The following is a 14,049-nucleotide window of genomic DNA, read 5'->3' as shown; positions in this document are numbered from 1 at the left end:
CAGAGTAATTTTCTATTATTTTTAATAATTGCTTACAAATTTAAATAAAATAACTCAATCTACTTGCTCCTCTAATTGTAATAAAAAAGCATAATCCTTTGCTACTTCTTTTAGTGAATCAAACCTACCTGAGGCACCACCATGACCAGTATTCATATTTGTATGAAGAAAAATAACATTTGAATCAGTTTTATAATCTCGAAGTTTTGCTACCCATTTTGCTGGCTCCCAATATTGAACCTGTGAATCATGTAAACCTGTGGTAACCAATATATTTGGGTATGCATGATTCTTAACTTGATCATATGGTGAATATGACAACATATAATTATAATAATCTTTATCTTTAGGGTTACCCCATTCATCGTACTCTCCCGTTGTTAAAGGAATTGTTTCATCCAACATTGTTGTTATAACATCAACAAAAGGAACTGCTGCAATTACTCCATTATATATTTCAGGTGAGTCATTTAAAACAACACCCATTAATAAACCTCCAGCTGAACCTCCATAAGCATAAAGATGTTTGGAGGATGTGTAGCCTTGATCTATTAAGAATTTTGAACATGATATAAAATCACTAAAGGTGTTTTTCTTTTTGAATAGTTTACCCTCCTCATACCAAGAACGTCCAAGGTATTCTCCACCTCTAACATGAGCTATTGCATATATAAAACCTCTATTCAACAAGCTTAATCGTGTAGATGAAAAGTATGGATCTCTGGTTATTCCATATGATCCATAAGCATATTGAAGAAGAGGTGTGTCTTTTGAAAGTTTAGTTTCTTTATGATAAATCAATGATATTGGTATTCTGACCCCATCAGTGGCTTCAGCCCAAATTCTCTTTTCTACATAATTATTTGAATTAAAATCATCATCTAGAACCTTTTGAGTTTTTAAAATAACATTTTCCTTTGAGTACATATCGAACTCCATTATTGAAGGTGGATTAGACAAAGAACTATAAGAATACCTTAACTTAGAACTAGTAAATTGAGGATTATATACACTATACAAACTATAGGTTTCTCCTTCAATTGGAAGAGAATAGCTTGGGTCATCATCCCATGAATGAATTATTAATTGATTTAATCCATTGTGTCTTTCACTAGTAACCCAAAAGTTTTCAAATAACTCTATATCCTCTAACAATACATCTTTTCTGTGATCAATAATTGTAGTCCAATGTTTAATTTCCGTATTATTTAAAGGAGCTTTAACAAGTTTAAAGTTATAGGAGTTATTATGGTTTGTTATTATATAGAAAAAATTATTGTAATGAGAGACACTATATTCAAGTCCTCTTATTCTTTCTTGTATTTTTTTAAAATTATCAGTTGGGTTATTTGCATTTAAATATTGGTGTTCGCTTGTCAATGTACTATAAGATGATATAAAAATATATTCATTAGATTTAGATTTACCAATCCCAACCTCAAATGTATTATCAGCTTCCGTATAAATCAATTCATTGACATCTTTAAATTCTATATTACACCTATAAACTTCATTTGACCTTAGGGTTTTGGGGTCCTTTTTTGTGTAAAATAAATGTTTATTATCATTTGCCCATACACTACCTCCAGTTGTGTTTTTAATATTTGTTTTAATATTTTCATTGGTAATTAAATCTTTAACATAAAGCGTATATTTTCTTCTAGATTGAGTATCAATTGCATATGACATTTTTGAATTATCAGGACTAATATTAATTCCAACAAGACTAAAGTATTCATAACCTTTTGCTTCTATATTCACATCAACTAATATCTCCTCATTAGCAGATAGAGAATCCTTCTTTCTGGTGTATATCGGATATGATTTTCCAATTTCAAACCTGGTTATATACCAGTATCCATTATAAAAATATGGAACAGAACTATCATCTTCTTTAATTCTAGCTTTCATTTCAAAAAATAATTCTTTTTGAATAGGTTTTGATTGTATTGTCAATTTGTTGTAATAATCATTTTCCCTTTCTAAATATTCAATTACTTCTGGGTTATTTCTTTCTCTAAGCCAATAATAATTATCAACTCTAATATCATCATGTATTTTGTGTTGATAGGGAATTTTTTCAGCTTTTGGAGGTGGTAGTTTCGAGTTTTCTTTCATTAAAACATTTTCATTACAAGATGAAGCAAAAATAAATGCTATTAGTGAATAATAAAACATTTTAGAACTTATCATAGTTAAAATTTTAAATTAGATAGTATTTTCATAGTATATTGATGCTGTTCGTTAGTGTAGTCTCTATGAGTCACCATTCTAATTTTTCCTTTTCCAAGCTGAATTAATCTTATATTATTTTTTTCTAAAATTTTAATAAAATCATTTTCATTACATTCTGCTTTTAAAGAAAATATTATAATATTAGTATCGATAGGTTGAACTAAATCAACATAAGATAGATTTTTTAAAACACTTCCAAGTTCTATTGCTTTTTCATGATCTTTTACCAAATCAATAATATTATTATCTAGAGCATAGTTTGCAGCAGCAGCAATATATCCTACTTGTCGCATACCTCCACCTAAAACCTTTCGAAACCTAATAGCTTTTTTTATAGTTTCAGTGCTTCCTAATAGCATTGAACCAATTGGGCAACCCAAACCTTTACTAAAACAGACAGAAATAGTATCAAATAATTTTCCGTAATCAATAGCGTTTGTGTTTGTCGCTATCATAGCATTCCATATTCTCGCACCATCAAGATGAATTGATATATTTTTTTTTTTACACAATAAGCTAATTGACCTAAGTGTTTCCAAGTTATAGCATGCCCCCCCTCCTTTATTAGATGTGTTTTCAAGACTTACTAATGTTGTTGGAGGACTATGATAAAAATCTGAAGGATTTATTACTTCTTCAATTTGATCTTTATTTAACAACCCTCTACTACCTTCAACTAATCGACAAGAAACGCCAGAATTGAAGCTGACACCTCCACCCTCATAGTGATATATGTGAGAATAGTGATCACAAATTAACTGATCACCAGGTTGAGTATGGATTTTAATAGCTACTTGATTAGACATTGTTCCAGAAGGAAAAAACAAACCCGCTTGTTTACCAAATAATTTAGCGACCCTTTCTTCAAGCTTATTTAATGTTGGATCTTCTTTAAAAACATCATCACCAACTTTCGCCTCCATCATTGAGTTTAACATTTCTTTTGAAGGAATAGTAAAAGTGTCGCTAATTAAATTTACATTCATAATTAAAAATCACATACAATTGAACCAATAGGCGAGCCATCCGGTATTTTTTCAGTTTTTAAGGGAGAAATAAGTTCAGGTTGGGACTTAAATTGACTTATTTGGTTTTGATAAAACTTAGAAAATCTAATCTCTGAATTTTTATTAAGCCATGTAGATAAATCATCTAGCTCATTATAAATTTCACCCCTAATCTGAGGGTAAACATTATTAGAATTACTTAAAATCATAAGATGTTTAAGTAAATTGGCTTGATTAATCTCTTTAATTGATTGAAAATAAGAATCAGTTGTATTTGTTTTAAATATTTCTTCGATTAATTGTAAAATAACATCATTAAAAGTCAACTGATCTTTATAAATAGCATCTTGCTGAATTAACCTTGATACTCTTTGAGGATTTAAAATCATACCTATTACAGCATCACTTAATGAATTTGCAACACCTAAATAATCAAACCCAACTCCAGTTTGTGATCCAAAACTCTCTCGATTTCGATAATTTCCAAAAGTTCTTGGACTTAATATTGAATGGAGTGATTTTGGAATTGTTAATTCCGAAGGGGAAATTGAATTCAACAAACTTTTCAAAGCGAGTTTTTGATCACTAGTATTTACAGGTGATGTTTCATATTTAATATTGCTTTTAACACCATAATCATAATTTATTCCACCAATTAACTTTACAACAGCCTGTAACTGATACCTATGCAAAAAATACATTGGAACTAGTCTATCTTCAAGAACTGAATAATTTTCACCAAATCTAATATGATCTAAAGAAAATTGATTCATGGCTATCTTTCTGATTTTTAATAAATTATCTAATTCATTGGTCGCAATTGCTCCATTATCCCATAAATGTGATTTTGGGTGAGCACCGCCAATTGGTCTTGAATCAGAATCAGAAATAAATCTATGACCATTTATATAGCTTTTTTCTAATATATTTTGAAGTGCAAAGTTTTCATCAATTTCATCAGAAAAAACTGAATAATTATATGAAACACTAACCTTATCCCAATCTCCTATTCCTATAGCGTAGGCATTATCATAATTTATTTTTCCTTCAATAATGCTTAATGTAGGATGTGGATAATCCATAACCGAAGATCTATTATTTGCACTTGCAGCAAAATTATGAGCAAACCCTAATGTGTGTCCAATTTCATGTGCTGATAATTGTCGAATTCTTGCCAAAGCCATTTCTAAAGCTTTTTTATCCTTATTGTTGTTGATTTTAAATGGTGATTCAGTTAAACCTAAAGCAATCATAAAATCCTGTCTAATTCTTAAACTACCCAGACTTACTTGCCCTTTTAAAATCTCTCCAGTTCTTGGATCAATTATACTGGCTCCGTAACTCCAACCTCTTGTAGAGCGATGAATCCATTGAATAACATTATACCTAACATCAAGAGGATCAGCATCATCTGGCAATATTTTTACCTGAAATGCATTTTTAAAGCCTATATTCTCAAAAGCTTGATTCCACCATCTACCCCCCTCTAGTAATGCTGACCTAACTGGCTCAGGTGTTCCATTGTCAAGATAATAGACTATTGGCTCAATTGGTTCACTGATTTTTAATTCAGGATTTTTCTTTTCTAAACGATGTCTAACCACATATTCTTGAAGTGTGGGTTCGTTTACAGGAGTTGCATAATCATAAAACCTAAATGCATTTACTCCACTCCTTGGATCAAAGCGTCTCATTTTAAAGTCTAATGGAGGTAATTCAATGAAAGAGTGGTGTTGATTAACTGATACTGCATCAGCAGATGGAGTTACAGTCTTTATCAAACTGCCTTGAGGCTGACCAGTAAAAGTTAGTTGAATATCAAATTCAATATTTTTAGGAAAAGCCTTTGTCCGTTTAAGTTCCATTGAGGATCTTGACTTGTTGACAGAATAAGAACCTTGCTTTCTAGACTTTAATCTTTGCGACACTCCATGCGTATCATTTAACAAAAACTCGTTTAAATCAATTACATATCCATTTTTATTAGATTCCTTAATCGGAAAACTCCATATAACTGATTTTGCAAATGCTTGTTTAATTGATTTTTTTTCTAAATAATTGTTTGAATTTGCACGATATTTTTGATTTGGTTCAACTAATAACAGCTTATTTCCTGCTTTTTTAAAGTATACTACTCTCCTACCCCCAAGTTGTCCTCTGTCTAAACCAATATCATTACTTCCAATTCCTTCACTTAAGCTATTTACATACAAAAACTGCTTTTCCAATTCTTTAACCTCTAAATAAATATGGTCATTAGTGTTGTCATAATAAAAATTAAAATACCCTAAATAAGATTTCATTGAATCATATTTAGATGTTTTAACTCTAGACTTGCCTTTATTTTTTCTTATTTCTTTGCGTTGAGCGATAATATTTACAGATAAAAACATTAGCAATAAACCCAATAGGAATTTTTTATTTTTCATTTATATTGATTTTAAATAAAACTAATAAAAATAGAGACATGTAGGTTTACATTTTATATTAATAAAAATTTTTATTAATCGTATAATAAAAGCTAAGCTTAGATCGATAATACCAATAAAGTAAATTACTTTAGCTAAACAACTTTTAAAACATGCTCACTACAGAAATATTTAAAGAGCTTATAGATCGCCTTGGCGCGTTAAGGAGGTATCTTTGACATACCTGCAAAGGAAATAGAAATTTCAAATAAAGAGGAAAAAACTTTATCTCCAAATTTTTGGAATAATCCTGAAGATGCAGAATCATTTATGCGTGAACTTCAATCTCAAAAAAAATGGGTTATAGATTATAACCTAATTCGAGATAAATTGGAAGAATTAGAAATTTTATTAGAATTTTTAAGCGATGGAGAGGCTAGCCAGAATGAGCTGGATGACTTATACAAAGAAATCATAGAGCTTTTTGAGAAATTAGAGTTTAAGAACATGTTGTCTGATGAAGGAGATAATCTTTCTGCAATACTTCAAATAACTGCTGGAGCTGGTGGTACGGAAAGTTGTGATTGGGCAGAAATGTTAATGAGAATGTATTTAATGTGGGGGGAAAAAAATGGATTTAAATTAAAAGAACTAAATCATCAGGCAGGAGATGTAGCTGGAGTTAAAACAGTAACTATTGAATTGCAAGGTGAATTCGCCTTTGGATGGTTAAAAAGTGAGAATGGAGTTCATAGATTAGTTAGAATTTCTCCTTTTGACAGCAACGCTAAAAGACATACTTCTTTTGCTTCTGTTTATGTCTACCCCTTGGTTGACGATACAATTGAAATAATTATAAATTCTTCAGACATAACCTGGGAAACTATGCGTTCAAGTGGAGCTGGAGGGCAAAATGTGAATAAAGTTGAAACAGCTGTTAGATTAAGACACAAACCATCAGGAATAGTTATTGAAAACTCAGAAACAAGATCTCAGCTAGAAAATAAAGGAAAAGCAATGCAGTTACTCAAATCTCAATTATATGAAATTGAATTACAAAAGAAAATGTCTGCAAGAGAAGAAATAGAGTCATCAAAAATGAAAATTGAATGGGGTTCACAAATAAGAAATTATGTGATGCATCCCTATAAGTTAATAAAAGATGTCAGGTCTAAGGTTGAAACTAACGATGTAGATGCTGTAATGAATGGTTCAATCGATAAGTTTCTAAAAGGATATTTAATGTATATGGGACAGAAAAATAATGATGATGACGAAATATAAAACCTATTAAAGTCGATTTTTATTAAAGTTTTCCAATCCTTTATTCAACCAATTTTTAAATACAGTTTTATCTGCATATTGAATAGGATCGTTTAGCAGCTCTCCATCAGAGGTTATTAAAACATAAAATGGCTGTGATGCTGTTTTAAAATTTAAATATTGAAAAGTTGACCACTTTTGTCCAATAGTTTTAATATTTTTCAATGTTCCATTTAATCGTTTTATACTAAATTGATTTTCTTTTATCAATTCATTTCTATCATCTACATAAAGCGAAACTAATACTATCTCATTATTTAAAATTTCAAATACTTGTGGGTCAGACCAAACATTTTCTTCCATTCTTCTACAATTGACACAAGCCCAACCAGTAAAGTCAATTAGAATTGGTTTATTTGTCTTCTCAGCAATAACTCGACCATCAAAAAAATCTTTATTGCAATCTAAATTAAGAGGACATTCGTTATTTGAGTCATTTATACTATAAAAAAGTGGAGGAGGAAAGCCACTTAATAACTTTAAGTTATTTCCTTTTACTAATAAACCCTGAACAAGGTATATGGTGAAGAAAACAAAAAATAATCCAATTGATTTTCTAAAAATTTTTATTTTATGTTTAACCTCATGTGGAAAATGAAATATTCCAAATAAATATAGTGCTGTTAGCAAAGATATTAATGCCCATATTGATACAAAAACTTCACGTTTTAATATTCCCCAATGAGAAACTAAATCTGCATTTGATAAAAACTTTAAAGCTAAAGCCAGTTCAATAAAGCCAATAACAATATTTGTTGTGTTAAGCCAGGTGCCAGATTTAGGAATAAGCTTTAAGCTTTTTGGAAACAAAGAGAACAAGCCAAAAGGCAACGCCAAGGCTATCCCAAAACCAAGCATACCAAATGATAATTGTGCTGCACCACCATCAGATGTTAGCGATCCTGCTAACAAAGAACCTAATATTGGTCCAGTACATGAAAAAGAAACAATTGACAATGTTAAAGCCATGAAGAATAAACCCATTACACCTTTCCATTTTGAAGATGCAGAATCAGAAAAATTAGACCATTTATTAGGCAAAGTAAGTTCGTAAAATCCGAAAAATGAAAAAGCAAAAAATATAAACACAAAAAAGAATATTAAATTAACAACAACATTAGTTGCAATTACATTTAATATTTCAGGATCTAAAGAGTCAAATAGATGAAATGGAAGACTTAATAAAACGTATATAAGAATTATAAAAAATGAATATATAAAAGAATCTTTCACCCCTTTTGATCTTGATTTTACATTTTTAATAAAATATGAAACTGTAAGAGGAATCATTGGAAACACACAAGGAGTTAATAAGGCTAGAATTCCTCCTAACATTCCTAACATAAATATTTTCCAATTACTTTTATTTGAATTATTATTTTTATTATTTGTTAAATATTCCGATTCAGATAAATTTAATTTTAAAGAATTGGCTATGGATATACTTTTTTCATCAATTGAAACACTTTTTGATACAACATTATTTTTGAGACTGAAACTAAATGGTTCAGACCTAAATACGCACAATTTATCATCACATGCTTGATATTCAACTGTACCTGATATTGAGTCTATGGAATCATTAATTTGAATTTCGAGTTCAAATAAAGCATTCTTTTCAAAATATTTTAAATCTTTTTCAAAAATAGGATCATATGAAATAATGCTTTCTCCTTCACTAACTTTTAGTATTGAACTATATGGCTCTTCTTCAAATAAAAACATTGTTGAAAGAGGTGGTTCGTTTTCTATAAATTGGGAGTACATATGCCAATTATCCTCAATCTTGGCTTCAAACTTTAAAGCTATGGTCGAATCACTTATCACCTCATAACTAAAGTTCCATTTTACAGGCTCTATTGCATCTTGAGATTTTAATAAATTTAATGATATTACAAAAAAAAGTAGAAGTAATCTTTGCATTTTTCTATGATAAATCGATACGAATATACATCCTTTTATTTGAATTTATATTAGATAAAAACCTTCTGTCTGCTCTTTTTCCAATAACCCATACAACCATATTATTAGAAGTTAAAATCCATTGATTTTCTTTTTCAAATGAAGAAAATTTTTCATCTTTAAAATATTTACTCAATTTTTTTCTACCAGACATTCCTGTTGGATAAAAATATGCGCCAACATAAGGCTTCTTAATTTCTAATATCGAGTTTAGCAATGAAGGATCAACTTCAATTGAATTAATTATATCATGAAGTGGCTCTAGACTTATTTCAATATTAAATGGAAATTTCAACTTTTGTGGAATTAAATTAATTTCATGAGACATTTTAATTTGTTCTATTTTTTTTCTTAAAATAAGACATTCGCGATCTCTTAACAATTCGTGAGAGTCAGAAGATATTAATTTGCCTGGAGACGAGTTAATCAATTTTTCCAACTCCAATGGATGAATAAATCCGTATTGTTTAAAAATTGCATGTAAAAAAAATTCTTTAGGACTTAGCTTGTTTATATCCTTAAGGTCTATTTTAATACCTGTTTCAATATTTATAAAAAAATTTTTTTTAAAATCATCTATTTGAATATTTAATGCTTTGCTAGCATCACCAATATGATTGATAGTTTTTTGAAAATATTTTTCAAGATCAGGTATGATCTTTTTCCATTCTGGAATAACTAAATTCCTTATTGAGTTTCTTAAATAATCATTCTTTAAATTACTTTTATCTTCATTCCATTTAAGATTATTTTCATTAGCATATGCTAAGAGCTCTTCCTTGGTGTAATTCAATAGTGGTCTTATTAATTTATTTGTTTCAGGTATACCAATCAAACCGTTTATACCACTACCCCTGCTGATGTTAATTAAAAATGTTTCTAATTGATCATTTAGATGATGTGCAGTTATTACGCAAGAAATGTCATTCTCAATTAATAAATCATTAAACCAATTATACCTAATGTCTCTAGCGGCCATTTGAATTGAACACTTGTTTTTCTTAGAATATTCAATAGTGTCAACTTTTTTAAGAAATAAATCAACATCTAAACTATTTGCTAAATTTTTAACTAAAATAGCATCGTTGTCACTATGCTTTCCTCTTAGATTGTAATTACAATGCGCAATACAAAACTTAAATTTTGAATTAGAAAATAAATGCGTTAGAACAATACTGTCAACTCCTCCACTTACAGCTAAAAGAGATTTTTTATTCTTGAGCTGCGGATATAAGTCTTCTATTTTTAAAGATTTTATACTCATCTAAGAGCAAAATTAACTATTAATAGACGTTTTATGAATTTAATATTGTAATTAAAACTTATATAAATGAAAGTTTTGTTGAAAAAACATACTAAATCAAAGATTTTTTTAAACATAATTAAATTAAATAGCTAAAAATAAATAATATGATAAAAATAAATAGGAATTGAGTTTATTAAATTATTATTATGATATTTGACGTCATGAAATTTTTATCAATTTCTCGCATATTATTTATCTCTGGACGCCCTAACTTTCAACGTCCCGCCTAAGGGCATTACATATATATGGAATCTAGGTGAGTCCGGTTCCTAAAAAATTTTCAACTTTTTTATTAATTATTATTTTTTCTAATCATGGATATTGAAATTTCAAATCCGACACATCTACATCATGCAAATAAAATTTCAGCTTGCATTGATGCTTCAGCAAAAGTTAGAGGCACCGGTATAGCAAGAAGATCCCCTGCATATATTTCTGAAAAGATAGAAAAAGGAAATTCAGTCATTGCTTCGATAAATAATGAATTTGCAGGGTTTTGCTATATAGAAATATGGGATCATGGTGATTATGTAGCTCATTCTGGTTTAATTGTTGATCCAAAATTTAGAGGCAAAGGTTTAGCTAGGAAAATTAAAAAAAAGATTTTTGAACTTTCTAGAAAAAAATTTCCAATAGCAAAATTATTTGGAATAACCACAGGTCAAGCTGTTATGAAAATAAATTATGAACTAGGCTATAAACCCGTTCATTTTTCTGAGCTAACTAAAAACCCTGAATTTTGGAAAGGATGTCAGACATGTAAGAATTATGATGTGCTTAATCGAACCGAAAGAAAATTATGTCTTTGCACAGGTATGCTATATGAGTCCAATAAAAAAAAGTAAAATGAAAAAACTAGTTCTTGCCTATAGTGGTGGTCTTGATACATCTTATTGTATAATGAAGCTTTCTCAAGAAGGCTACCAGGTCCATGCAGTTTCAATAAACACAGGTGGTTTCACAACAAATGACATAAGGAAACAAAAAAATAAAGCCATTAAACTTGGTGCAAAATACTATGAATCAATTAACGCTCTAAATTCATTTTATGAGAAAATTATAAAATACTTAATATTTGGAAATGTTTTAAAAAATAATACTTACCCGTTATCTGTTAGTTCAGAAAGAATTATTCAAGCAATTGAAGTAATTAACTATGCTAAAAGTATAGATGCTAAATATGTTGCACATGGAAGTACGGGCGCTGGAAACGATCAAGTACGTTTTGATTTAATTTTTCAAATATTAGCACCTAATATAGAAATAATTACTCCAATTAGAGATCAAAGATTATGTAGAAAAGATGAAATTAAATACTTGAAATTAAATGGAATTAACATTTCATGGAAAAATGCTCAATATTCTATAAATCAAGGTTTATGGGGTACTAGTGTTGGGGGTAACGAAACTTTGACTTCACTTAACGGCTTACCTGAAAAGGCTTATCCAAGTCAATTAGTTGAGACAGAATCAAAAAAAATAACCCTTGAGTTTAATAATGGACAGGTGGTAGCATTAAATGGAAAAGAAGGTGATTCTGTTATTTTAATTAATAAGCTACAAAAAATAGCTAAAGGTTTTGCTATTGGAAGAGGTATTCATGTAGGTGATACTATTATAGGTATTAAAGGGCGTGTTGGATTTGAAGCAGCAGCTCCTCTAATAATAATCAATGCTCATCATTTATTAGAAAAGCATACCCTATCTAAATGGCAACAATTTCAAAAAGAGCAATTAGCAAATTTTTATGGAATGCTTTTACATGAAGGAAACTATCTAGATCCAGTTATGAGAGATATAGAAGCCTTTTTACAAAAGAGTCAAAAAACTGTTAATGGGAAAGTTTTTTTAAAGCTTCACCCTTATAGATTCGAACTGGAAGGTATTAAATCTAAAAATGATTTAATGAATACGTCATTTGGAGACTATGGAGAAATGAATAAGAACTGGTCGGCAATTGATGCAAAAGGTTTTATAAAAATAACGTCAAACGCACATAAAATTCATAAAAGCATAAATAACAAAGAATGAAAACAGCAGGAATTATTGGAGGATCTGGTTATACAGGTGGAGAATTAATTCGATTATTAATCAATCATCCAAAAATAGAATTAGAATTTGTTTATAGCAGGACTAAGCAAAACAAACTTATAAGTGATACTCACCCTGATTTATTAGGGAGTACTATCTTATGTTTTACAAATAAAATTAATGAACAAGTTGAGGTAGTTTTTCTTTGTTTAGGGCATGGAAAATCTTTTAAATTTTTAGAGGATAACATTTTTTCTGATTCTACTATAATTATTGATTTAAGTAATGATTTTCGTTTAAAGCAAGACAATACGTTTAAAGGAAGAAAATTTGTTTATGGGCTACCAGAATATAAAAAAGAAAATATTAAAGCTGCAAATGCTATATCTAATCCAGGGTGCTTTGCAACTGTAATTCAGTTAGCATTATTACCTTTAGCAAAACACAGACTACTTAATAGTAAGGTTCATGTCAATGCTACTACTGGTAGTACTGGAGCTGGAGCCCAATTCTCTTCAACAAAACATTTTAGTTGGAGGAATAATAATCTTTCGTGGTACAAGCCTTTTGCTCATCAACATTTGGGAGAAATTACTGAAACACTTTCAAGTCTTCAAAATAATGAGACAAATCTTATTTTTCTTCCCCATAGGGGTGATTTTACCCGAGGAATTTTTTCAACAGCCTATCTTGAATATAAAGGAACGGTTAAGGAAGCTGAAAAATTATATAATGATTTTTATTTAGATGCTCCCTTTACACATATCTCAGAAAATGAAATTGATTTAAAAAATGTAGTTAATTCTAACAACTGCTTTATTCATTTATATAAACATGAAAATCTTTTATTAATTACCTCTGTAATTGATAATTTAATAAAAGGTGCTTCAGGTCAAGCTGTACAAAACCTCAATTTAATGATGGGATGGAATGAAAATTTAGGTTTGAAACTAAAATCAAGTATATATTAAATAGAATTAAAATGAAAATAGCCATTATAGGGACAGGAAATCTAGGATTGAGTATTGCCAAAGGGCTTATAATCAATGATATAATTACTAAGCTTTATCTAACTAAAAGAAATTGTGAAGATTTGAAAAAATGGAATGAAAATCAAAATATAACAGTAACTAATGATAATAGAGAAGCTGTATCAAACTCTGATATATTAATTTTCGCAGTACAACCAAGTCAGTTTGAAAATATTCTTAAAGAAGTTGTAGATCTGTTAAATGAAAAACATGTTATAATATCAACTATAACCGGTTTCAAAATTAATCGAATTGAATCTATTGTTAGCACAAACTATCCTATTATAAGATCAATGCCAAATACTGCTATATCTGTTGGTAAGTCAATGACATGTTTATGTAGTAATAAAACCGGAAAGAAACGTATTGATATTGCTACTGCAATATTTAACGCTCTTGGAACTTCAATTATAATTGAAGAGCAACATATGCAAGCTGCTACAGTTCTTTGTGCTAGTGGAATTGCTTTCTGGATGCGACTTATTAGAGCAACTACTCAAGGTGGAGTTCAATTAGGTTTTGATGCAAATGAATCAATGAAAATGTCAATGTATACTGCACTAGGAGCCGCTACTTTATTAATAGATACTGGATCCCATCCAGAAAAAGAAATTGATAAAGTGACAACTCCAAGAGGATGTACTATAACAGGCCTAAATGAAATGGAACATCAAGGTTTGAGTTCGTCTCTCATTAAAGGCATAGTGGCATCTTTTGAAAAGATTAATGAAATCTCAAAACAATAA

General features: G+C 29.4%; 10 protein-coding genes. 5 read left to right on the top strand and 5 right to left on the bottom strand.

Translation table 11 applies throughout. The features are described from left to right. Positions 1-54 precede the first annotated feature (54 nt). Genes AC34EU_RS03810 through AC34EU_RS03800 form a run of 3 tightly spaced genes read right to left on the bottom strand, consistent with a single transcriptional unit; the run spans position 55 to position 5,671 of the window. A complete protein-coding gene (locus AC34EU_RS03810; RefSeq protein WP_487533600.1) occupies positions 55-2,193 on the bottom strand; it encodes a S9 family peptidase in 2,139 nt (712 codons plus the stop codon). 2 nt (positions 2,194-2,195) lie between these two features. Beyond that, positions 2,196-3,221: a threonine aldolase family protein gene (locus tag AC34EU_RS03805; protein ID WP_487533601.1), complete on the bottom strand. Its 1,026-nt coding sequence runs from the start codon at positions 3,219-3,221 to the stop codon at positions 2,196-2,198. A 2-nt stretch (positions 3,222-3,223) separates the two neighbouring features. Beyond that, positions 3,224-5,671 carry a zinc-dependent metalloprotease gene (locus AC34EU_RS03800; RefSeq protein WP_487533603.1) on the bottom strand — a complete coding sequence of 816 codons (2,448 nt, stop codon included), beginning with the start codon at positions 5,669-5,671 and terminating at the stop codon, positions 3,224-3,226. 152 nt (positions 5,672-5,823) lie between these two features. Here AC34EU_RS03800 and prfB point away from each other — a divergent pair. Further along, positions 5,824-6,934 (top strand): peptide chain release factor 2 gene (prfB, locus tag AC34EU_RS03795; protein ID WP_487533604.1). Its coding sequence is split into 2 segments (ribosomal slippage): positions 5,824-5,886 and positions 5,888-6,934, totalling 1,110 coding nucleotides; the frame shifts between segments, so codons are not numbered across the junction. Positions 6,935-6,940: 6 nt separating this feature from the next. Here prfB and AC34EU_RS03790 read toward each other — a convergent pair. Both AC34EU_RS03790 and tilS read right to left on the bottom strand, forming a co-directional pair. Next, complete coding sequence (locus AC34EU_RS03790) at positions 6,941-8,896, bottom strand: protein-disulfide reductase DsbD family protein (protein WP_487533605.1); 1,956 nt, start codon at positions 8,894-8,896, stop codon at positions 6,941-6,943. Positions 8,897-8,900: 4 nt separating this feature from the next. Continuing rightward, on the bottom strand, positions 8,901-10,199 hold the full coding sequence (tilS, locus tag AC34EU_RS03785; RefSeq protein WP_487533606.1) for a tRNA lysidine(34) synthetase TilS: 1,299 nt from the start codon (positions 10,197-10,199) through the stop codon (positions 8,901-8,903). Between the two features lie 356 nt (positions 10,200-10,555). On the opposite strand from tilS, the gene AC34EU_RS03780 reads away from it, so the two are divergent. Genes AC34EU_RS03780 through proC form a run of 4 tightly spaced genes read left to right on the top strand, consistent with a single transcriptional unit; the run spans position 10,556 to position 14,049 of the window. Continuing rightward, positions 10,556-11,086 carry a GNAT family N-acetyltransferase gene (locus AC34EU_RS03780; protein WP_487533608.1) on the top strand — a complete coding sequence of 177 codons (531 nt, stop codon included), beginning with the start codon at positions 10,556-10,558 and terminating at the stop codon, positions 11,084-11,086. 1 nt (position 11,087) lies between these two features. Continuing rightward, positions 11,088-12,272: an argininosuccinate synthase gene (locus AC34EU_RS03775; protein WP_487533609.1), complete on the top strand. Its 1,185-nt coding sequence runs from the start codon at positions 11,088-11,090 to the stop codon at positions 12,270-12,272. Beyond that, positions 12,269-13,243, top strand: coding sequence for an N-acetyl-gamma-glutamyl-phosphate reductase (argC, locus tag AC34EU_RS03770; RefSeq protein ID WP_487533610.1), 975 nt, complete (start codon positions 12,269-12,271; stop codon positions 13,241-13,243). Before AC34EU_RS03775 ends, argC begins: the two co-directional genes overlap by 4 nt. 11 nt (positions 13,244-13,254) lie before the next feature. Next, entirely contained in the window at positions 13,255-14,049 is a 795-nt protein-coding gene (proC, locus tag AC34EU_RS03765) for a pyrroline-5-carboxylate reductase (RefSeq protein ID WP_487533611.1), read from the top strand.

Source organism: Candidatus Marivariicella framensis (assembly GCF_982709265.1).
Note: the sequence above shows the minus strand (reverse complement) of the source record. Positions and strands in the feature narration are given on the sequence as shown.

Excerpts from the sequence above, each read along its gene's own strand:
- AC34EU_RS03805 (WP_487533601.1), bottom strand. The coding sequence starts at position 3,221 with ATGAATGTAAATTTAATTAGCGACACTTTTACTATTCCTTCAAAAGAA.
- argC (WP_487533610.1), top strand. The coding sequence starts at position 12,269 with ATGAAAACAGCAGGAATTATTGGAGGATCTGGTTATACAGGTGGAGAA.
- tilS (WP_487533606.1), bottom strand. The coding sequence starts at position 10,199 with ATGAGTATAAAATCTTTAAAAATAGAAGACTTATATCCGCAGCTCAAG.
- AC34EU_RS03810 (WP_487533600.1), bottom strand. The coding sequence starts at position 2,193 with ATGATAAGTTCTAAAATGTTTTATTATTCACTAATAGCATTTATTTTT.
- AC34EU_RS03790 (WP_487533605.1), bottom strand. The coding sequence starts at position 8,896 with ATGCAAAGATTACTTCTACTTTTTTTTGTAATATCATTAAATTTATTA.
- AC34EU_RS03780 (WP_487533608.1), top strand. The coding sequence starts at position 10,556 with ATGGATATTGAAATTTCAAATCCGACACATCTACATCATGCAAATAAA.
- AC34EU_RS03775 (WP_487533609.1), top strand. The coding sequence starts at position 11,088 with ATGAAAAAACTAGTTCTTGCCTATAGTGGTGGTCTTGATACATCTTAT.
- proC (WP_487533611.1), top strand. The coding sequence starts at position 13,255 with ATGAAAATAGCCATTATAGGGACAGGAAATCTAGGATTGAGTATTGCC.
- AC34EU_RS03800 (WP_487533603.1), bottom strand. The coding sequence starts at position 5,671 with ATGAAAAATAAAAAATTCCTATTGGGTTTATTGCTAATGTTTTTATCT.